Consider the following 20,179-nt stretch of genomic DNA (forward strand, 5'->3'; position numbering starts at 1 on the left):
TCACCAGCTGATGCGGGTCACGAGGTCGATCGCGAGGAGCGTGAGGAACAGGGCTGCCGCCGCGCCGATCAGCAGGTTGGACAGTCGGCCCGAGCGGCCCTCGCCGAGGAACCGCTTCGCGTTGAGGAGGACCAGCAGCGTGCCCCCGAGGAACGGCATGAACGCCGCGCCCAGCACGCCGTACACCAGCGTCAGCGCGAACGGGGAGTCCAGGAACAGCAGCCCCATGGGCGGGATCGTGAGCCACAGCAGGTACCCGCGGAACGGCAGGCTGCGCTCCATCGCCCGCGGCTCGTAGCGGTTGTCGGACTCTCCGGCGGCGGCGCGCCCGTGCGGCAGCCGGATGACGCGGGTCCAGTCGGCGAACAGCAGGCTGACCCCGTTCCAGACCCCCAGCAGCGAGGTGGCGCTGACGGCGAGGAACCCGATGAGGAACGTGATCCGGGACCACTGCCCGTAGCGGGCGCCGAGCTCGTCACCGAGGATCAGCAGGCCCGTGTCGCCCGACGCGATGTCCTGGCCGGCGAGGACGTCGGCACCGACGAGCAGCAGCGCCACCACGAACACGCCGGTCATGACGTAGCCGACGGCGTTGTCCAGGCGCATCATCGACAGCCAGCCGGTGCCGCGCCATCCCTTGCCGAGCATCCAGTAGCCGTACGCGCCGAGGGTGATGGTGCCGCCGACGCCACCGACCAGCCCGAGCACGTAGATCAGCGACCCGTCGGGCAGCCGGGGGACGAGCCCGGACACGGTGGCCCCGAGGTCCGGCGCCACCAGCACTGCGGTGATGATCACGGTGACGAACATGACGCCGACGAGGACCACCATCAGCTTCTCGAACGCCGCGTAGCGCTGCGCCCAGACCAGCACCAGGCCGACGACGCCGGCGATCATCGCCCAGTAGCGCACGTCCAACCCGCCGAACAGCGCGTTGAGCGGGAGCCCGACCGCGGACATCGCGGTGGCGCCGTACACGAAACCCCAGATCACGATGTAGACGCCGAAGAACCCGGTGGCCCAGTACCCGAGCCGGCGCCAGCCGTCGAGCAAGGTGGTGCCCGACGCGAGGTGCCAGCGCCCGACACCCTCGGCGAGCGCGAGTTTGAGCACGGTGCCGAGCACGGCCGCCCACAACAGCACGGTGCCGAACCGCGCACCGGCCACCATCGTGGCCACCAGGTCGCCCGCGCCGACGCCGGTGGCCGCGGCCAGCAGCCCCGGTCCGACCTGTCGCAGCTTCGCCCGGGCACCCGTGGGAGGTGCGATCGTCGTCGCGTCGGATGTCGTCACTCGCGGCCCCCGCCCGGTCGTCCGATCCGGGGGACGGTAGCCCGGGTACGTGACCCCGGCCACTGCTGGCGGAGAGGTGGCGGTCGGGCACGCAGTGTTGTGGACTGGACGCTAGATTCCGCGCGCGACGAGTGAGCGAGGAGAAGCGCGAGATGGCGGGTTTCGACGAGGACCGGGCCGCGATGGCCATGGCCCACGACAAGGCGATGCAGGCGATGGGCCCGCTGCAGCAGGCGCACTCGGCGGTGGAGGAGGCCCGTGCCGCCCTGCTGGGGATCACCGAGACCAGCGCGCAGGCCGCCGCCCACGACGCGCTGGCGCTGCTCTCCCGCGCGATGGAGGAGATCGTCGGCGTGCAGCAGACCGTGTCGGCGGCGGTGCAGACCTCGGAAGGGGTCGCGACCAACCTGTGAGCAGCACCGGCACGGGGGAGTAGGGCGTGGTGCGCTGGGGCGGCCCGAATCGGGGCGGCGCGAACCGGGGCGGCCGCAGGCAGCACGTCGCGGACGCGTTCGAGGAGTTCTGCGGCGCGGTCACCGCCGCGCTGGGCGCGGCCGGCGGCCTGCGCGACGCGGCCGCGCGCGCGCACGCCGAGGCGATGGTCGAGATGTGGCTGCGCACCGACGGGATCGACGCCGCCCGCAACGACCCGACCATGGCCGGGGTGCTCGCCAACCCGCGGCTGGCCGGGCCGATCGCACGGGTCACGGCCGACCGGGACGCCGCCCTGACCTCCTGGCTGGGAACCGGCCCGGCCGAGCTCACGAAGCTGATGACGGTGGCCGCGCCCGACTCCGCGGGCCTCGATCCGCAGGGCTGGCTCGGGCAGCCGGGCAAGGTCGAGGCCACCGGGCCGGTGCCCGGGCTCTGGCGCATCGGGACCGGCACGGTCGGCGGGCTCTCCGGGCCGACCCCGTTCCCGGTCGGGGTGCCGCTGCTCGACGAGTCGCACGTCCAGGTGACCTCCACCCCCGACGGCCGCGACGCCGCCGAGGCGCTGGTCGAGATGCTGGTGATGCGCGTGCTGAGCTACTTCCGGCCCGGGCTGGTCCAGGTGCACGTGTGGGACGTCGGGCGGTTCACCGGGGCCCTTCCCGGGCTGTACCCGCTGACCCGCACCGGGCTGCTCACGGTGCACGACCCGACCCTGCTGCCGCAGCTGCTCGACGAGCTGTCCGACCGCATCCGGCGCGTGCACACCCGGATCCTCGTCGACGGGCACCCGTCGCTGCGCGCCCAGAGCGAGGCCGGTGGCACGCGCACCGAGCCCTGGGTGGTCGCGGTGCTGGTGGGCAACCGTGCCGGGCTCCCGGCCGACGACCAGCGCCAGCTCCAGCGCGTCGCCCGCGACGGGTTGGCGTGCGGGGTCCAGCTGGTGCTGCTCGACGTGCCGGTCTCGGTCAGCGCGGCGGTCGAGACCGTGCGGGTGGGCGACGGCGGCACGGCCACCACGTCGATGACCGGCGGGTACGTCACCGTCACCCCGGACCCGGCGCCCTCGCGCGAGGAACTGACCCGGGCGGGGCACGCCATCGCCGAGGCCCACGAGGGCTGGCGCAGCCGCATCGGGACCTTCGCCGACCTGCTGCCGGAGCGGCGCGGACTGCTGCGCTCGGCGGCCGGGCTGCACGCCCCGATCGGTTTCGCCGACGGCATGCCGGTGGAGATGGCGTTGGCCGACGCGTCGCCGCACGCGCTCGTCGGCGGTCCGAGCGGGTCGGGCAAGACCAACCTGCTGCTCACGATGATCAGTTCGCTGGCCTCCCGCTACGGCCCGGACGAGCTGGAGTTCTACCTGCTGGACTTCAAGGAGGGCGTGTCCTTCGCGCAGTTCGCCCCCGGGCGGCGCGACCGCTCGTGGCTGCCGCACGCCCGGCTCGTCGGCGTCAACATCAACACCGACCGGGAGTTCGGGCTCGCGCTGCTGCAGTTCCTCGCCGACGAGATGCGCCGCCGCGCGGAGGCGGCGAAGGCGCACGAGGTGACCAAGCTCGAGGAGCTGCGCGCCGCCGACCCGGCGGGGCGCTGGCCGCGGATCGTGGCGGTCGTCGACGAGTTCCAGTACCTGTTCGCCGAGCGCGACGCCGTCACCAAGCAGGCCACCACACTGCTGGAGGACGTCGCGCGCCGTGGCCGCAGCCAGGGCATCCACCTGGTGCTGGCCAGCCAGGACACCTCGGGGATCGAGGCGTTCTGGGGGCGGCCGGCGATCTTCGAGCAGTTCGTGCTGCGCATCGCGCTCCCCCGCGCGCGGCGCGTGCTGAACGACCTCAACGAGGCCACGCTCGACCTCCCGCGCTGGCACGCGGTGGTCAACCACGAGTCCGGGATCCGGCACGGCAACGAGATCGTGCGCATCCCCGACGCCACGGCGAAGGGCACCACCGACGAGGTGCAGCGGCGCCTGCATGCCGACCACGAGCACGAGGGCCGACCCGAGCCGCGGCTGTTCGACGGCAGCCGCTCACCGCGCCTGCCCGACCTGGTCGCGGCGCTGCCCCCCGGTGACGGGGTGCCGCGGGCGCTGTTGGGCCAGTGCATCGACGTCGAGGGGCGGGCCGCAGCCGTGCGGCTCCCGGACGCTCCGGGCCGCAACATCGGCGTGCTCGCGGCGGGGCCCGCGGACGCCGTGCGGGTGCTCGGCGCCGCGGCCGGGTCGCTGGCCGGGCAGTACGCCCCGGGCGACGTCGACGTCGTGGTGGCGCCGCTGGTGGCCGAGGCCGCCGGGCCCGCGGCCGGGCTGGTGGACCGGTTCGCCGCGGCGGGCCACGCCCCCGAGACGGTGGCCCTCGACGGCGTCCGGACCCGCATCGAGGCGCTGGCCGCGGAGGTCACCGCCCGGCTCGCGGGTACCGAACGGCGTCCGGTGCTGCTGGTCCTCTACGCCGCCGACGCCGCCGACACCCTGCTCGACCGCGAGGGCACCGACGCGTTGCGCCGGATCCTCCGGTCGGGCCCCGAGACCGGCGTGCACGTGCTGGGCTGGTGGCGCAGCGTCGCCCGGCTGCGGGCCACGCTCAGCGTCACCGCGGCCCCCGACGACGTCGGCTGCTGGGTGGCGCTGGACGTGCAGGGCAGCGAGCTGTCCAGTCTCACCCCCGCGATGCTGCTGCACTGGTCGCCTCGACCGGGCCGCGGGTTGTTCTACGACCGGGCGCAGCACGCGCGCCCGGAGGTCGTCATCGTGCCGTCGCTGGAGGAGTCGTGACCTCGGGGGAGCCGAACGCGGCACGCGCCTACCGGGAGGTCATGGCCGGGCTCGACCTCGCTGCCGCCGAACTGCGCGATGCGGACCGGGCCCGCGCCGCGGAGCTCGCCACCGAGCTGGTCGGGCTCCAGGACGCCACGGCCCGCGCGGCCGAGCGCGCCGCGCTGACCCGCCTCGGGGTCGACCTGGCCTGGGAGGACGCGCTCGAGGCGCTGTGGACCGAGTCGTGGCTGCAGTTGCGGCCCCGTCCCGACCCGCCGCCCGACGCCCGCCCGCCCGCCGATCTCGCCGCGCTCGACGAGGCGGTGCAGGCCGCCGCGGCCGAACTGCTCGCCGCACTGCGCAGGCGCCGGTTCGGCCTCCCGGGACGCTGAGAGGGGCCGGACCCCGACTCGCGCGCACGCAGGCCCCGACTCGCGCGCACGCAGGCCCCGACTCGCGCGCACGCAGGCCCCGACTCGCGGACGGGGGCTCTCACCCCGCGAGTCGGGGTCTCGGTGCGCGCGAGTCGGGGTCTCGGTGTGCGCGAGTCGGGGCGTCGGTGCGGTGCCTCACTCGGCGATGACGACCAGTACGTCCCCGGTGTCCGGCTCGGTGCGCAGGAGGACGACGCGGAGCGACTCGCCGCGTCCGGACGCCAGGTCGGCGGCGGCGCCCCGGTCGACGGTGACGCGGGACCGCACGGTCAGCTCCGCGACGGCGCCGTCCCGGGATCGCACGACGATCACCGCTCCGGGTTCGAGCGACGCGGTCGGTGTGCCGGGGTTCAGGGCGACCTGCGACCGCGCCGCGCGCCCGTTCTCGGCGGGGCCGAAGCGCAACCCGCCGGCGCCCGGTTCGGCCGGTGCGACGGGCAGGCCCTCCTCGCCCCGCTCGGTCCGGGCCAGGGCCAGCTCGGTGCCGTCGGGCAGCTTCACGGCCACCGGCGGGCCCGGGTCCGGCGCGTCCGGCCCGGCTGCGGCCTGCGGCGCGGCCGCCTCCGGGGCGGTGGTGGGAGGGGTCGGGTCCGGCGCCGCAGGCTCGGGTGCGCCCGGTTCCGGCGTCGGCTCCGGAGTGCCGGGGCCGGAGGGTGCCGACCGAGCCGTCACCTCTGGCGGGCCGGTACCCGGCGCGCCGGGACCCGGTGGGCGGGACTCCGGGGTTCGCGCCCCGGGCGGCTCCGTCGTGGGGGTCGGCGTCCGCGGGGTGGCGGGCGGCTCGTCGCCCCCGTCGGCCGCCCCGGGGGAGCCGGCCGCGTCGCCCGCCGGTTCCCCCGCGGGTGTCGCGGCCCCGGTGGGGATGTCGGCGGTGGGGATGTCGGCGGGGATGTCGGCGGCCGGGACCTCCGGCGCGGCGAACTCCTCGGGCGCGGGCGGGACCTCCGGCGCGGGCACCGGCGGCACCTCGACGGGAAGGTCCGGGGTGGCGAGCAGGCCGGGGTCGAGCGGTCCGGCGTCGCGCCCGGCCGCCGGGCGGGTGGCCCCGAGGTAGTCGTCACCCGGATAGCGCACGTAGGCCAGCCGTACCGGCTGTCGACGACGTGCTGAGACTGACCCCTTAGCGACGGGTTGGGATTGACCCCCCTCCGTTGAGGCTGGAGGGGTGATCACGTTGGAACAGTGGGCTGAGGCCCGTCGTCTGCACCGCGCCGAGAACGTGTCGATCAAGGAGATCGCGCGCCGGTTGGGGTTGGCGCGCAACACGGTGCGGGCGGCGCTGCGGGCCGACGCGCCGCCCTCACGTGAGCGAGGTCCGCGGGGTTCGCTCGTGGACAAGGTGGAGCCGCAGGTCCGAGTGCTGCTGGCCGAGCATCCGAAGATGCCGGCGACGGTGATCGCCGAGCGGATCGGCTGGACGCACTCGCTGACCATCTTGAAGGACCGGGTGCGTGAGCTGCGCCCGTTGTTCCTGCCGCCCGATCCGGCGGATCGGATCGAGTACGCCCCCGGCGAGCTCGCGCAGTGTGACCTGTGGTTCCCGCCGGTCCCGATCCCGGTCGGCGCCAGCGCAACGCGGGTGCTGCCGGTTCTGGCGATGACGTGCGGATACTCCCGGGTGACCGACGCGGTGATGATCCCCTCGCGCAAGGGCGGGGACATCCTGGCCGGGATGTGGGAGATCATCGGCGGGTGGGGCCGCTGTCCCCGGACACTGGTCTGGGACCGCGAGGCCGCGATCGGCGGCACCGGGCGGCTCAGCGCCCCGGCGGCCTCGTTCGCCGGGACCCTCGGCGTCCGGATCAAGCTGACCCCGGCGCGGGACCCGGAGTCAAAAGGGCTGGTCGAGCGGCGCAACGGCTACTTCGAGACGTCGTTCCTGCCCGGCCGCTCCTTCGTCTCGCCGTTGGACTTCAACGCCCAGATCAAGGTCTGGCTGTCCGGGGTGGCCAACGCCCGACACCTGCGCTCGATCGGCACCACCCCCGCCACGCGTTGGACCGCGGATCGGGCCGGGATGGTCGAGCTGCCGCCGGTGGCGCCGCAGGTCGGGCTGACCGGGCGGATCCGGCTCTCACGCGACTACTACGTGCGCATCGACGGCAACGACTACTCGGTCAACCCGGCCTCGATCGGCCGGTTCGTCGACTGGATCGCCACCCCCGCCCTGGTCGCGATCACCTGCGCCGGGCAGATCGTGGCCACCCACCAGCGGGTATGGGCCAGCGGCGCCACGATCACCGATCCCGAGCACCGGTCCATCGCCCGGGCTCTGCGCACCGAGTTCGCCGCCACCCGTGACCGAGCCACCCGCGCGCGGCGCGACACCCGTTCCCACTCCGACGGACACGTCGTGGCCCTGCGCGCGCTGCCCGACTACGACGCCCTGTTCGGAGTGGCCTTCGACCCCGCCCCCGTCACCCACGACACCCCCGCGACCACCGCAGAAAGGCAGTAGATGACCACCACCAAGACGACCGCCACGACCGAGCTCGGCTCGAAACTGGCCTACCTGACCCGGGCGCTGAAAACGCCCACGATCACCCGCGTCTGGGAAGACCTCGCCGCCCAGGCCCGGGACCTGAACTGGTCGCACGAGGAATACCTGACCGCGGTCCTGGAACGCCAGGTGGCCGACCGCGAGTCCGCCGGCACCACCATGCGCATCCGCACCGCGCACTTCCCGGCCGTGAAGACCCTCGACCAGTTCAACCTCGACCATCTGCCCTCGCTGCGCCGCGACCTGCTCGCCCACCTCGCGACCGGCACCTTCGTCGCGAAGGCCGAGAACGTGATCCTGCTCGGACCACCCGGGATCGGGAAGACCCACCTCGCGATCGGGCTCGGGGTCAAAGCCACCCAGGCCGGCTACTCGGTGCTGTTCGCCACCGCCAGCAACTGGATCACCCGCCTCGCCACCGCCCACCAGTCCGGACACCTCGAGACCGAGCTACGCAAGATCCGCCGCTACAAGCTGATCATCATCGACGAGGTCGGCTACATCCCCTTCGACCACGACGCCGCGAACCTGTTCTTCCAGCTCATCGCTTCCCGCTACGAACAGGGCTCGGTCATGGTCACCTCCAACCTGCCCTTCGGCCGCTGGGGCGAGGTCTTCGGCGACGAGATCGTCGCCGCCGCGATGATCGACAGACTCGTCCACCACGCCGAGGTCCTCACCCTCTCCGGCGACTCCTACCGCACCCGCGCCCGCCGCGAACTCCTCGCCAAGGACCGCGACAAATAGGACGACCGAACAAGCCGGGGGTCAGTTCCGATCCGTCGCCAGAGGGTCAACTCCAACGCGCCGTTGACACCGGCTTGCCGAACGACGGCGCGTTGACCATCCGGCCCTCGCCCAGGTACAGCCCGACGTGGTGCACCCGCTCGGGCACGCCGTAGAACACCAGGTCGCCGGGCTCCAGCTCGGCCCCGGTGGGCACGTGCGGACCGGCGTAGTACTGGGTGTGCGCGGTGCGGGGGAGGTCGATACCGGCGTAGCCGTAGGCAGCCGTGGTGAGGCCCGAGCAGTCGAAGCCCGCATCACCACGCTGCGGGCCGTTGCCGCCCCACACGTAGGGCAGCCCGCGCTGGGCCAGCGCGAACTCGATGGCCGCCGCCGCGGCGGTGCCGGGCCGCGCGGTGGTGGTGATCCGGGGCAGCACCGGGGCGCGGCTCGCCGGGACCGCCGCGCCGGCGGGCACGTCCGGGAGCCGGAAGGCCACCGGGTTGAACCGCAGCGGCTCGGAGCCGGGATCGCGACGGGCCCGCTCGGCGGGGGTGAGCGCGGCGGCCGTGCCGAGCGGCCCCGCGACCCGTTCCCCGCCCCCGGCGGCGGGTGCGTGGGCGACCACGGCCGACGACGGGATCGCGGCGAGCGCCGCCGCCCCGAGCGCGACGGCCACGATGGAGGGCCGTCGAGCGGTGCGGTCGCGCCGGCCCGGCCTCACGGCGTGTCTCCCGGGTTCGGTGCGATCACCCGATCGATCGTGCCTGCGTCCGTACCGGTGCGCCAGGAGAAGGCACAGAACATCCGCGATCGCTGCCCGGTGTTGGGCCCGTGTTGGGCCGTGGTTCAGCTGCTACCGCCCGGTCACTCCTCGGCGTCGAGCACCTCGTCCTCGTCCCGGGCCAGGAACGTGGCGAGCCGTTCCACGGCGTCCTCGAACGACGGGTTGAGGTCGACGAACACCCGCAGCCGGTCGGCCAGCCACTCGACGCTGACCTGTTCCTCGCCGCGCCGCGCCGCGAGCTCCTCGATGCCCCGGTCGGTGAAGTACACGGCTCACCCGTCCCCGAGCGCCTCGTCCATCAGCGCGCCCTGCTCCACCTCGTGCACCTTGGACGAGCCGGCCGCCGGCGCGGCCATGCGGCGCCGCGACACCCGCGTGATCCCGACGAGCCGCGGCAGCTTCTCGGGCAGCGTCAGGCCCAGGAAGGGCCATGCGCCCTGGTTCGCCGGCTCCTCCTGGACCCAGCGCACGTCCTCGGCGTTGGGGTAGCGCTCCAGCACCGCGGCCAGCTGCCGGTCGGCGACGGGGTAGAGCTGCTCGACCCGCACGATCGCGATGTCGGTGACCTCCCGCTTGTCGCGCTGCGCGGCCAGCTCCCAGTAGATCTTGCCGCTGCACAGCAGCACGCGGCGCACGTCGCCGGCCGGGCCGTCGTTGCCGCGGTAGCGCGGGTCGTCGATGACCGACCGGAAGCGGCCGCCGGTGAAGTCGCTCACCGGGCTCACCACGGCGCGGTTGCGCAGCATCGACTTGGGCGTGAAGCAGATCAGCGGCCGCTGCATCCCGTCCATCGCGTGGCGGCGCAGCAGGTGGAAGTAGTTCGCGGGCTCGGACGGCACGGCGACCGTCATCGAGCCCTCCGCGCACAGCGTGAGGAACCGCTCGATGCGGCCCGAGCTGTGGTCGGGACCTTGGCCCTCCAGACCGTGCGGCAGCAGCAGCGCGACGTCGGAGGTCTGGCCCCACTTGGCCTCGCCCGAGGAGATGAACTCGTCGATGATCGACTGTGCACCGTTGACGAAGTCGCCGAACTGCGCCTCCCAGGCCACGAACGCCGCCGGGTTGGCCACCGAGTACCCGTACTCGAACCCGACGGCCGCGAACTCCGAGAGCGCCGAGTCGTAGGCGAGGAACCGCTCCTGGTCGGCCGAGAGGTTGCGCAGCGGGAAGTACTCCTCACCGGTCTTCCGGTCGATGATCACCGAGTGCCGTTGCACGAACGTGCCGCGCCGCGAGTCCTGGCCCGAGAGCCGTACCAGCTTGCCGTCCATGGCCAGCGCGCCCATCGCGATCAGCTCGGCGAAGGCCCAGTCGATGTCGCCCTCGCGCGACATCTTCAGCCGCTTGTCCAGCACCGGCCTGACCCGCGGGTGCACGGTGAAGCCCTCGGGCAGCTCGACGTGGGCGTCACCGATGCGGTGCAGCACCTCCAGCGGCACCGAGGTGTCGAGGTCGGTGGGGATCGACTGCTCCTGCTCCACCGACGGCGACGCCACGGCCGGGGTCCGCTCGAGCTCGCGCACCTCGTTGAACACGTGCTCGAGCTGGCTGGAGAAGTCGCGCAGCGCGTGCTCGGCCTCCTCCATGGAGATGTCGCCGCGCCCGATCAGCGACTCGGTGTAGATCTTGCGGACGCTGCGCTTGGCGTCGATCACGTCGTACATCGAGGGCTGCGTCATCGACGGGTCGTCGCCCTCGTTGTGGCCGCGGCGGCGGTAGCAGATCATGTCGATCACGACGTCGTTGTTCCACCGCTGCCGGTACTCCACCGCCAGCTTCGCCACCCAGACGCAGGCCTCGGGATCGTCGCCGTTCACGTGGAAGACCGGGGCGTCGATCATCTTCGCGACGTCGGTGCAGTACTGCGAGCTGCGCGAGTGCTCCGGGGCCGTGGTGAACCCGACCTGGTTGTTGACGACGACGTGCACGGTGCCGCCGGTGCGGTAGCCGCGCAGCTTGGCCAGGTTGAGCGTCTCGGCCACGACGCCCTGCCCGGCGAACGCCGCGTCGCCGTGCATCATCAGGGGGAGCACGGTGAAGCCGCCCTCGCCCTTGTCGAGGATGTCCTGCTTGGCGCGCACCAGCCCCTCGAGCACCGGGTCGACGGCCTCGAGGTGCGACGGGTTGGACGCCAGCGACACCACGGTCTCGCCGTCGCCGAACATCCGGAAGTACTTGCCCTCGGCGCCCAGGTGGTACTTGACGTCGCCGGAGCCGTGGGCCTGGCCCGGGTCGAGGTTGCCCTCGAACTCGCGGAAGATCTGGCTGATCGGCTTGCCGACGATGTTGGCGAGCACGTTGAGCCGGCCGCGGTGCGGCATGCCGATGACGACCTCGTCCATCTCGTGCTCGGCGGCCTTGTCGAGCACCGCGTCGAGCAGCGGGATGACGGTCTCCCCGCCCTCGAGGGAGAACCGCTTCTGCCCGACGTACTTGGTCTGCAGGAACGTCTCGAAGGCCTCGGCCGCGTTGAGCTTGGACAGGATGTACTTCTGCTCGGCGGCGTGCGGCTTCTGGTGCGGCACCTCGATGCGGTCCTGCAGCCAGGTGCGCTGCTCGGGGTCGGCGATGTGCATGTACTCGGTGCCGACGGTGCGGCAGTAGGAGTCGCGCAGCAGGCCGAGCACGTCGCGCAGCTTCATCCGCTCCTGGCCGCCGAATCCGCCGCACGCGAACTCGCGGTCGAGGTCCCACAGCGTGAGGCTGTGCGAGAGCACGTCGAGGTCGGGGTGGCGGCGCTGCCGGTAGTTCAGCGGGTCGGTGTCGGCCATCAGGTGCCCACGGGTGCGGTAGGCGTCGATCAGCTCGATGACGCGCGCGGTCTTGTCGACGGCGCCCTCGGGGATGTCCTGCACCCAGCGCACGGGCTCGTAGGGCACGCGCAGCGAGCGGAAGATGTCGTCGTAGAAGCCGTCCTCGCCGAGGAGCAGCTGGTGCACGCGGCGCAGGAAGTCACCGGACTCCGCGCCCTGGATGATGCGGTGGTCGTACGTGGACGTCAGCGTGATGATCTTGCTGATGCCGATGTGGGCGAGCCGCTCGTCGCTGGCGCCCTGGAACTCGGCCGGGTACTCCATCGCGCCGACGCCGATGATCGCGCCCTGGCCCGACATCAGGCGCGGCACCGAGTGGTTGGTGCCCAGCGTGCCCGGGTTGGTCAGCGAGATCGTGGTGCCGGCGAAGTCCTCGGCGGACAGCGCGCCGCTGCGCGCCTTGCGCACGATGTCCTCGTAGGCCGACCAGAACTGGGCGAAGTTCATCGCCTCGCAGCCCTTGATCGACACCACGACCAGCGACCGTTGCCCGTTCTTGCCCGGCAGGTCGATCGCGAGCCCGAGGTTGACGTGGTCGGGCTGCACGACGGTGGGCTTGCCGTCGGTCTCGGCGAAGTGCCGGTTCATCACCGGCAGCGTGGTGAGCGCCTTCACCACCGCGAACCCGATGAGGTGGGTGAAGCTGATCTTGCCGCCGCGGGTGCGCTTGAGCTGGTTGTTGATCACGACCCGGTTGTCGGCCAGCAGCTTGGCCGGCACCGCGCGCACGCTCGTGGCGGTGGGCACCGACAGCGAGGCGTTCATGTTCTTGACCACGGCGTTGGCGGCGCCCCGGATCGGCGTGACCTCGCCGTCGCCACTGACCGGCGGGGCCGGCTTGGCCGCCTGCGACGAGCTGCCGGCGGCCGGCTTGGACCGCGACGTGGCCTGCGGCTGGGACGCGGACTTCTCCGGACGCCTGTCCGGGGCCTCCTCCGGCGCGGGTGCGGCGCCGTTGGCGGCGGGCGGCGACATCGCGGCCCGGTCGGCCACCCGGCGACGCTCGGTGGGCTCCGGGGCCTCGGCCTTCGGCGTGGGAGCGGGTCCGGGCGGCTCGGACGGGGTGGACGGTACGGGCGTCGCGCCGTTGTCGGCGATGTCCTCGGTGGCCGGACGGTAGTCGGCGAAGAACTCGTGCCAGGCCGGGTCGACCGTCTCGGGGTCGTCGAGGAAGCGCTGGTACATCTCCTCGACCAGCCACTCGTTGGGACCGAAATCACTGGCTGGGTTCGAGGTACTGCTGCTGGACACGCTGAGGACCGCCTTGATCGGATCGCGTCTTCGCCGAGGACTGCACGTCAGATTAGTCCTCGGTCTCCTGGCCTGGTACCGGACGCCGGGTGCGGCACCGCGACCGGTCGTGGACCACCGGTCAGCCGGTGTGCGACTCGCCCATCAGCCGCTCGACGGCGGACCTCGCCCGGGCGGCGGGCGCCGTGTCGCCGAAGATCCCGGCAGTGACCATCGCGCCCTCGGCGAGCAGCAGCATGTCGTCCGCGAGACGGTCCGGCCGCACGGCGGCGGCCACGAGTTCCTGCAGGTAGCGGTGGAACTCGCGCTTGTGGTGGCGGACCTGCTCGGCGACGGTGGCCGAGCTCGCCCCCAGCTCGCCGTAGGAGTTGATCCAGGCGCAGCCGCGGAAGTCGGGCTCCGCGAACCAGGCGCCCAGCCAGTCGAACACCGCGAGCAGCCGATCGTCGGGCCGGTCGTGGCGCTCGACGTGGGCGGCCAGTCGCGCGCGCCAGCGCGTGTCCCGGCGCTCCAGGTAGGCCACCACGAGCCGCTCCTTGGCCGGGTAGAGCTGGTAGAGCCGCTTGAGCGACACGCCCGACGCGGCGCGGATGTCGTCCATGCCCACCGCCTGGATGCCGCGGCCGTAGAACAGCGACTCGGCGGCGTCGAGCAGCCGGGTGCGGGCGCTGTCCTGATCCACGGGCGAGTCCTTCTTGACGCGGAGAACCAACGTTCTCTAGCGTAGCAGCGCACCGGAGAACGATCGTTCTGCGCCGAGAGGATCTGACGTGACACCTCGCCCGCCCCTTCCCCCGTTCGACGCCGAGAGCGCAGCCACGAAGGTGCAGGCCGCCGAGGACGCGTGGAACACGCGCGACCCGGAGAAGGTCGCCGCCGCGTACTCCGAGGACTCCGTGTGGCGCAACCGCGACCGGTTCCTCACCGGCCGTGCCGAGATCGCCGCGTTCCTGAAGGACAAGTGGGACCGCGAGCTCGACTACGCGCTGCGCAAGGACCTCTGGGCTCATCGTGAGAACCGGATCGCGGTGCGGTTCCAGTACGAGTGCAGAGACGTCGACGGCCGGTGGTGGCGGTCCTACGGCAACGAGCTGTGGGAGTTCGACGACGAGGGCTACATGCGCCGCCGCGAGGCCAGCATCAACGACGTGGCGATCGAGGAGTCGGAGCGGCGCATCCACGGCCGTCGTCCCGACGCCGAGCGCGGGGCGGCGGAGCAGCCGCTGCGCTGACCGGTTCGCGCACCCCGCCGATCTGCGCACCGCCGGGCGTGTGCGGGCGGCCGACCGTTGCGTGAACCGGACCCCCGGCGACCCTCAGCCCGGCGGGTGCACGCCCAGCTCGTCGACCACCGCGGTGTGCACGGCCGTCTCGCCGATCAGAGTGTGGGCGGGCAGGCCGCAGCGGGAGTCGGTGCGCAGGGTGTCGCGCTCGCCCGCGAACTGCCCGTCGGCCTTGTCGATCCGCAGCTCGGTGCGGGTGCGGCCGGCGTCGTGGACGAGCACGAGGCACGCGCGGTCGCCGACCTCGACCGGCTCGGGCTCCAGGTGCACGCCGTGCAGACCGGTGAGAGCCCGGTACAGGACGCCGCGCAGCTCCGCGGGGACGAGGCAGGTGCGCAGGGCGTCGACGGCGGAGCTGAACGGGCTCGTCCAGCGCCCGGGGTGGTCGGCCTCCAGCCGGGCGAGCAGTGCGACGGGATCGCGGGGCAGCCGGGCCAGGAACTCGGCCGTCGGCGCCTGCCAGCTGCCGCGGCGGCGCCGGACGGGCTCGACACACCCGTCCGCCTCGTCGATGCCGGCGTCGCGCGCCGCGTGGAACTCCCCGTACGGCGCCCGGAACACCCCGGTCGGGGCCACGTCGTGGAGCTCGAAGCCGTCGTCGCGGGCCCGCTCCGCCGAGCCGGTGAGCCAGCGCTGGCGGCCGGTCAGCTCACGGTCGAGCATCCAGTCGCGCTCCGGGCGGGCCGGGATCCAGATCCGCAGCCGGTGCTCGGTGAGGTGCTGATGGGCGCCGAAGCTGCCCAGCCACCACGCGTCCGTCGCGACGAACCGGTACTGGTCCGGGCCCATCGGTTCGTCGGACGTGGCGATGACGGAGTCGAGCAACGCACGCTCCCGAGGTCGTGGCGGTTTCCGGGGTCACCACAGAGTGTGAGGCGGTCACCCGACGTCACCGACACGGGCCCCCCGGTCGCTACTGGAGCCACTCCTTCACCTGCGACAACACCTTCTGCGGGTCCGCGCTGATCGGGTTGACGTGCAGGTGCGTGACCCCGGCTGCACGCAGCGCGGCGATCCGCTCTTTGACGAACGACGGCGGGCCGATCAGCGAGGTGTTGGCGATGAACTCGTCGGGCAGGGCCGCGGCGGCGGCGTCCTTCCTGCCGTCCAGGTAGAGGTCCTGCACGGTCCGCGCCTCGTCGGCGTAGCCCTGGCGCTCGAACACGGTGTTGTAGAAGTTCTTGCCGCGCGCGCCCATGCCGCCGATGTAGAGGGCGTTCATGCCGCGGGCGAGCTGCCGGGCCGGCTCGATCATGTCGTCCTCGATGGCGAGGATGCCCCCGCCGGTGATCTGCAGCGGGCCGAGCTCGGGGGCGCGCTTGGCGAGTCCGGCGTCGATCGCGGGGCCGAACACCTCGCGCAGCTTCTCGGGCAGCAGCACGTGCGGCAGCCAGCCCTGGGCCAGCTCGGCGGTCAGCTCGACGTTCCTGTCGCCGAGCGCGGCGATCCAGATCGGGATGTCGGCCCGCTTCGGGTGGTTGATGAGCTTGAGCGGCTTGCCGAGCCCGGTGCCCTGCCCCTCCGGGAGCGGGATCGGGTAGAGGCCGTCGTTGGTGAGCCGTTCGCGGCGCCACACCTTCCGGCAGATCTCGATGATCTCGCGGGTGCGGGCGATCGGCTTGTCGTAGACGACACCGTGGAAGCCCTCGATCACCTGCGGGCCCGACGCCCCGAGGCCGAGGATCATGCGTCCGTCGGACAGGGCGTCGAGGCCCGCCGCCGTCATCGCCGTCAGCGTGGGGGTGCGGCTGTAGATCGGCAGGATGCCGGAGCCGATCTGGACCCGCTCGGTGCGGGCGGCGAGGTAGCCCATCAGCGACACGGCGTCGTAGCTGTAGGCCTCGGCGACCCACACGACGTCGAGGCCGGCCTTCTCCAGGCCGACCACCGCCTCGGCGTTGTTGATGGGGTCGTCGCCGTACTGGAGTTGAGTCGACAGCAGCATGGGAGGAGGTTACCGGCGGGTCAACCGGCGACGACGGTGACGCGGGCCGCATCCAGCGCAACTATCAAGGAGTCTTGCGCAAGGAGTCTTGCGCAAGATATGCAGCGCAACTGTGACCGAGGACGCGCGCAGCTACATCACGGACCCCAAGACACTGCGGGCGCTGTCGCACCCGACCCGCTGGACGATCATCGAGCTGCTCGGGGCGGAGCGGACGGCCACCGCCACGCGGTGCGCGGAGTACTCCGGCGAGAGCGTCGCGAGCTGCTCCTACCACCTGGGGATGCTGGCCAAGTACGGGTTCGTCGAGCACGCCCCGGACGCGTCCGGCCGGGAGAAGCCATGGCGGCTCACCAGCGACGACCAGAGCTGGCATGCCTCGGACCTGGGGCCCGACGCGGCGTTGGCGGCGGAGACGCTCAGCGAGGTGTTCCTCGACCACGAGGTCGGCCAGATCAAGGACTGGGTGCGCCGCGCATCCCGGGAGCCCGTCGAGTGGCAGAAGGCGGCCGGGATCTCCGGGCGCGCCCTCTACTGCACCCCCGACGAGCTGGTGGCGCTGCAGGCGGGTCTCGACGAACTGCTGGCCCCCTTCCGCGACCGTGACGACGATCCGGCCGCCCGCCCCGACGGCGCCCGGCTGGTCCGGTTGCTGATCAGCGGCCGCCTGCTGCGCACCTGACGGCGAGGAGACCATGGACCCGCACCACGGACACCTGCGACACGAGGAACTGCTCGCGGCGGCCGCCGAGCACCGGCTGGCCCGGACCTGCCGCCGGCCCCGTGCCCCGCTGCTCGTGCGTCTCTACGTCCGGCTCTGGTGGGCGAGCCGACCCCGGGTCGGGACCTGGCCGCGCATGCTGCTCGACACCTGACCTCGCGGGCCGCGCCGAGTCGACCCGCGGGCGGTGGCGCACACCTGACGGACTCGCGCACACGTCGCAGCCCGTGCGCGAGCCCGCAACCTGTGCGCGAGCCGCAGCCTGTACGCGACCGGGCGGGTCCGCGGGTTCCCCGACCGTGGATCATGGGGTGGTGAGCTTCCGGGTGGTCCCCGCCGCGTACGTGCTGCTGACCGACGCCGAGGGGCGGGTGCTGCTGCAGCTGCGGCAGAACACCGGCTACCGGGACGGGCACTGGGCGGCCGCCGCGGCCGGGCACGTCGAGGCGGGCGAGCCGGTCCAGGCCGCGGCGTGCCGCGAGGCCGCGGAGGAGCTGGGGATCACGATCGACCTCGCCGACCTCGTCCCGCTCACCACCATGCACCGCACCCACGGCAACGGCCGGGAGATCGACGAGCGGGTCGACTTCTTCTTCGCCTGCACGCGGTGGTCGGGCGAGGCGGAGCGCCGGGAGCCCGAGAAGAGTGCCGCGCTGCGCTGGTGCGCGCTCGACGACCTCCCGTACCCGGTGGTCCCGCACGAGCGGCACGTGCTCGACGGGATGCGCGCGGGCACGCTGGCGGGGATCGTCAGCTTCGGGTTCTGACCGACCACCTGCCCGGGCGGAATCCCCGGCGGTCGGCTTGGATGGCGCCATGACCCCGACCGTGCCGCGTCCTCCCGGCAGACCCGCGTGCTGATCGAGTGGGTGCTGCTGGCCGTGGCGCTGCTGCTCGTGCTGGGCAACGCGCTGTTCGTGGCGGCGGAGTTCAGCCTGGTGACCGTCGACCGGTCCACCGTGGAGCGCGCGGCCGAGGCCGGGGACACCGGGGCCGCGAGCGTGCTGAGCGCGCTGCGCTCGCTGTCCACCCAGCTCTCCGGTGCGCAACTGGGCATCACCGTGACCAGCCTGGTCGTCGGGTTCCTCGCCGAGCCGTCGCTGGCCGCGCTGCTGGGACCGGTGCTGTCGGGCCTCGGGCTGCCCGAGGGCACCTCGGTCGCCGTCGCGATCACGCTGGCGCTGCTGCTGGCGACGTTCGTGCAGATGGTGTTCGGCGAGCTGGTGCCCAAGAACCTGGCCATCGCGAGGCCGTTCCCGGTCGCGAAGGCCGTCGCCGGGGCCCAGCGCACCTTCACCCGGATCTCCGGCCCGCTGCTGCGGTTCCTCAACGGCACCGCCAACCGCATCCTGCTGCTGCTGGGCATCGAGCCGCAGGAGGAGCTCCGGTCGGCCCGCTCGCCGCAGGAGCTGGGCTCGCTGGTCCGGCGCTCCGCGGAGGAAGGTGTGCTCGCCGAGCCCACCGCGGAGCTGGTCACCCGCTCCCTGGCCTTCGGCGACCGCACCGCGGCGGACGTGATGACCCCGCGGTTCCAGGTGACGTTCCTGGCCACCACCGACTCCGCCGACGCCGTGCTCGACGCCGTTGACCGCACCGGGTACTCGCGGTTCCCGGTGCTGCGCGGCGGGGTGGACAGCGTGGTCGGGATCGTGCACGTCAAGCACGCGCTGGCGGTGCCGGAGGACGAGCGGTCCGGGCGCACCGTCGGCGAGCTGATGGTCGACCCGCTTCCGGTGCCCGGGAGCCAGGAGCTCGACCCGCTGCTGCCGCTGCTGCGCGAGCAGGGGCTGCAGCTGGCGGTGGTCGTCGACGAGTACGGCGGCACGGCGGGCGTGGTGACCCTGGAGGACCTGATCGAGGAGATCGTGGGCGACATCGCCGACGAGCACGACCCGCACGGCGACCGCGCGCGACACGAGCAGGACGGCAGCTGGACGCTGTCGGGGCTGTTGCGCCCCGACGAGGTCGCCGAGCTCACCGGCGTGGCGCTGCCCGAGGGCGAGGACTTCGACAGCCTCGCCGGTCTGGTCGTCGACCGGCTGGGCCGGGTGCCGCGGGAGGGCGACGCGGTGACCGAGGACGTGGACGGCCACCCGGTCCACCTGCGGGTGGACCGGATGGACGGGTGGCGGGTGGACCGGGTCGGGATGCGGGTCGAGCAGCCGGAGCACGTCGATGGGTGACTGGGGCGGGGTCCTGCTCGGGCTGGTCCTGCTGGCCGGCAACGCGTTCTTCGTCGGGGCGGAGTTCGCGTTGATCTCCGCACGGCGCACCCAGATCGAGCCGCGCGCCGAGCAGGGCTCACGCGCGGCGCGGATCACCCTGCGCGCGATGGAGAACGTGTCGCAGCACATGGCGTGCGCCCAGCTCGGCATCACCGCGTGCTCGTTGGGTCTGGGCGCCGTCGCCGAGCCCGCGGTGGCGCACCTGCTGGAGGTGCCGTTCGCGGCGATCGGGCTGCCGGAGCCGCTGGTCTACCCGGTCTCGTTCGCGATCGCGCTGTCGGTCGTGGTGTTCCTGCACATGGTGCTCGGTGAGATGGTGCCCAAGAACATCGCCATCGCCGGGCCGGAGCGCTCCGCGCTGGCGCTGGGGCCGCCGCTGGCGGCGATCGTGGTCGTCCTCAAGCCGGTCGTCCTCGCGCTCAACGCCGTCTCCAACGGGGTGCTGCACCTGATGAGGGTCACCCCGCGCGACGAGGTGGCCACCACCTTCACCCTCGACGAGGTGGGGGGCCTGATCGCCGAGTCCCGGCAGGAGGGCCTGCTCGACGAGGAGGAGGAGGAGCTGCTCACCGGGGCGCTGCAGTTCGAGGAGCTGACCGTCGCCGACGTGGTGCTGCCGCGTGACCGGCTGGTGGTGCTGGAGGCCGACGCCACCGTCGAGCAGGTGCAGCAGGCCACGGCCCGCAGCGGGTTCTCCCGCTTCCCGGTGGTCGACGACACCGGCGACCCGGTGGGCTACCTGCACGTCAAGGACGCACTGGGGCGCCGGAACGGCGACTCCCGCACCGCGGGCGAACTGGCCCGTGCGCTGCCCACCCTGGCCGTCGACGACGCGCTGCGCGACGCGCTCGGCGTCATGCGCGACGCCGGTGCGCACCTCGCGGCGGTGCGCGGCACCGACGGTCGCCTCAGCGGCGTGGTCGCACTGGAGGACGTGCTGGAGCGGCTGGTCGGGCACATCAGCGACGGTGCCGCGCGGCCGGCAGGCCGGGGCGCGGGATAGTGCAGGGC

Annotated in this window: 18 protein-coding genes and 1 pseudogene; 11 read left to right on the forward strand and 8 right to left on the reverse strand. The window is 73.0% G+C overall.

What is annotated here, in order from left to right; translation table 11 throughout:
• A complete protein-coding gene (locus Q1K26_RS27355; protein ID WP_300019252.1) occupies window positions 1-1,293 on the reverse strand; it encodes an Nramp family divalent metal transporter in 1,293 nt (430 codons plus the stop codon).
• A 131-nt stretch (window positions 1,294-1,424) separates the two neighbouring features.
• Between Q1K26_RS27355 and Q1K26_RS27360 the strand changes: the two genes are divergently transcribed.
• The 3 genes from Q1K26_RS27360 to Q1K26_RS27370 are packed head-to-tail and all read left to right on the forward strand — an operon-like array spanning window position 1,425 to window position 4,875.
• On the forward strand, window positions 1,425-1,706 hold the full coding sequence (locus tag Q1K26_RS27360) for a hypothetical protein (RefSeq protein ID WP_300019254.1): 282 nt from the start codon (window positions 1,425-1,427) through the stop codon (window positions 1,704-1,706).
• Between the two features lie 26 nt (window positions 1,707-1,732).
• A complete protein-coding gene (locus Q1K26_RS27365; RefSeq protein WP_300019256.1) occupies window positions 1,733-4,501 on the forward strand; it encodes an FtsK/SpoIIIE domain-containing protein in 2,769 nt (922 codons plus the stop codon).
• Window positions 4,498-4,875 (forward strand): hypothetical protein, encoded by a 378-nt coding sequence (locus Q1K26_RS27370; RefSeq protein WP_300019258.1) that lies wholly within the window; start codon window positions 4,498-4,500, stop codon window positions 4,873-4,875. Before Q1K26_RS27365 ends, Q1K26_RS27370 begins: the two co-directional genes overlap by 4 nt.
• Before the next feature lie 177 nt (window positions 4,876-5,052).
• Here Q1K26_RS27370 and Q1K26_RS27375 read toward each other — a convergent pair whose 3' ends face one another.
• Window positions 5,053-5,991, reverse strand: coding sequence for a hypothetical protein (locus tag Q1K26_RS27375; RefSeq protein WP_300019260.1), 939 nt, complete (start codon window positions 5,989-5,991; stop codon window positions 5,053-5,055).
• A 91-nt stretch (window positions 5,992-6,082) separates the two neighbouring features.
• Between Q1K26_RS27375 and istA the strand changes: the two genes are divergently transcribed.
• Both istA and istB read left to right on the forward strand, forming a co-directional pair.
• Window positions 6,083-7,375 (forward strand): IS21 family transposase, encoded by a 1,293-nt coding sequence (gene istA, locus Q1K26_RS27380; protein ID WP_300019262.1) that lies wholly within the window; start codon window positions 6,083-6,085, stop codon window positions 7,373-7,375.
• Window positions 7,376-8,164, forward strand: a complete 789-nt coding sequence (gene istB, locus Q1K26_RS27385; protein WP_300019264.1) for an IS21-like element helper ATPase IstB — start codon at window positions 7,376-7,378, stop codon at window positions 8,162-8,164.
• Window positions 8,165-8,210: 46 nt separating this feature from the next.
• Here the strand turns inward: istB and Q1K26_RS27390 are convergent.
• The 4 genes and pseudogenes from Q1K26_RS27390 to Q1K26_RS27405 all read right to left on the reverse strand — a co-directional run.
• A pseudogene (locus tag Q1K26_RS27390) lies at window positions 8,211-8,540 on the reverse strand (C40 family peptidase); the annotation flags it as partial.
• Between the two features lie 470 nt (window positions 8,541-9,010).
• Window positions 9,011-9,199, reverse strand: coding sequence for a DUF6104 family protein (locus tag Q1K26_RS27395; RefSeq protein ID WP_300019266.1), 189 nt, complete (start codon window positions 9,197-9,199; stop codon window positions 9,011-9,013).
• Between the two features lie 3 nt (window positions 9,200-9,202).
• Entirely contained in the window at window positions 9,203-12,994 is a 3,792-nt protein-coding gene (locus tag Q1K26_RS27400; protein WP_300019268.1) for a multifunctional oxoglutarate decarboxylase/oxoglutarate dehydrogenase thiamine pyrophosphate-binding subunit/dihydrolipoyllysine-residue succinyltransferase subunit, read from the reverse strand.
• A gap of 121 nt (window positions 12,995-13,115) precedes the next feature.
• Window positions 13,116-13,676 carry a TetR/AcrR family transcriptional regulator gene (locus tag Q1K26_RS27405; RefSeq protein ID WP_300019270.1) on the reverse strand — a complete coding sequence of 187 codons (561 nt, stop codon included), beginning with the start codon at window positions 13,674-13,676 and terminating at the stop codon, window positions 13,116-13,118.
• A gap of 88 nt (window positions 13,677-13,764) precedes the next feature.
• Here Q1K26_RS27405 and Q1K26_RS27410 point away from each other — a divergent pair, with 88 nt between their 5' ends.
• Entirely contained in the window at window positions 13,765-14,226 is a 462-nt protein-coding gene (locus Q1K26_RS27410; protein WP_300019272.1) for a nuclear transport factor 2 family protein, read from the forward strand.
• An 84-nt stretch (window positions 14,227-14,310) separates the two neighbouring features.
• Here Q1K26_RS27410 and Q1K26_RS27415 read toward each other — a convergent pair whose 3' ends face one another.
• Both Q1K26_RS27415 and Q1K26_RS27420 read right to left on the reverse strand, forming a co-directional pair.
• On the reverse strand, window positions 14,311-15,102 hold the full coding sequence (locus Q1K26_RS27415; protein ID WP_300019274.1) for a hypothetical protein: 792 nt from the start codon (window positions 15,100-15,102) through the stop codon (window positions 14,311-14,313).
• 88 nt (window positions 15,103-15,190) lie between these two features.
• The gene (locus tag Q1K26_RS27420; RefSeq protein ID WP_300019275.1) at window positions 15,191-16,222 is read right to left on the reverse strand and encodes an LLM class F420-dependent oxidoreductase; all 1,032 of its coding nucleotides are present in this window, start codon (window positions 16,220-16,222) and stop codon (window positions 15,191-15,193) included.
• Window positions 16,223-16,334: 112 nt separating this feature from the next.
• On the opposite strand from Q1K26_RS27420, the gene Q1K26_RS27425 reads away from it, so the two are divergent.
• The 5 genes from Q1K26_RS27425 to Q1K26_RS27445 all read left to right on the forward strand — a co-directional run bounded on the left by Q1K26_RS27425 (window position 16,335) and on the right by Q1K26_RS27445 (window position 20,171).
• Window positions 16,335-16,904: a winged helix-turn-helix domain-containing protein gene (locus tag Q1K26_RS27425; RefSeq protein ID WP_300019277.1), complete on the forward strand. Its 570-nt coding sequence runs from the start codon at window positions 16,335-16,337 to the stop codon at window positions 16,902-16,904.
• 13 nt (window positions 16,905-16,917) lie between these two features.
• Window positions 16,918-17,097 carry a hypothetical protein gene (locus tag Q1K26_RS27430; RefSeq protein WP_300019279.1) on the forward strand — a complete coding sequence of 60 codons (180 nt, stop codon included), beginning with the start codon at window positions 16,918-16,920 and terminating at the stop codon, window positions 17,095-17,097.
• A 160-nt stretch (window positions 17,098-17,257) separates the two neighbouring features.
• Window positions 17,258-17,710, forward strand: coding sequence for an NUDIX domain-containing protein (locus Q1K26_RS27435; protein WP_300019281.1), 453 nt, complete (start codon window positions 17,258-17,260; stop codon window positions 17,708-17,710).
• Window positions 17,711-17,797: 87 nt separating this feature from the next.
• Complete coding sequence (locus Q1K26_RS27440) at window positions 17,798-19,126, forward strand: hemolysin family protein (protein ID WP_300019282.1); 1,329 nt, start codon at window positions 17,798-17,800, stop codon at window positions 19,124-19,126.
• Window positions 19,119-20,171, forward strand: coding sequence for a hemolysin family protein (locus Q1K26_RS27445; RefSeq protein WP_300019284.1), 1,053 nt, complete (start codon window positions 19,119-19,121; stop codon window positions 20,169-20,171). The genes Q1K26_RS27440 and Q1K26_RS27445 overlap by 8 nt, the downstream gene beginning before the upstream one ends.
• The last annotated feature ends 8 nt before the right edge of the window (window positions 20,172-20,179 follow it).

The sequence above is a fragment of the Pseudonocardia sp. genome (genome assembly GCF_029263155.1).
In the GTDB taxonomy this organism is placed as follows: domain Bacteria; phylum Actinomycetota; class Actinomycetes; order Mycobacteriales; family Pseudonocardiaceae; genus Pseudonocardia.

Excerpts from the sequence above, each read along its gene's own strand:
- Q1K26_RS27420 (WP_300019275.1), bottom strand. The coding sequence starts at position 16,222 with ATGCTGCTGTCGACTCAACTCCAGTACGGCGACGACCCCATCAACAAC.
- Q1K26_RS27445 (WP_300019284.1), top strand. The coding sequence starts at position 19,119 with ATGGGTGACTGGGGCGGGGTCCTGCTCGGGCTGGTCCTGCTGGCCGGC.
- Q1K26_RS27430 (WP_300019279.1), top strand. The coding sequence starts at position 16,918 with ATGGACCCGCACCACGGACACCTGCGACACGAGGAACTGCTCGCGGCG.
- istB (WP_300019264.1), top strand. The coding sequence starts at position 7,376 with ATGACCACCACCAAGACGACCGCCACGACCGAGCTCGGCTCGAAACTG.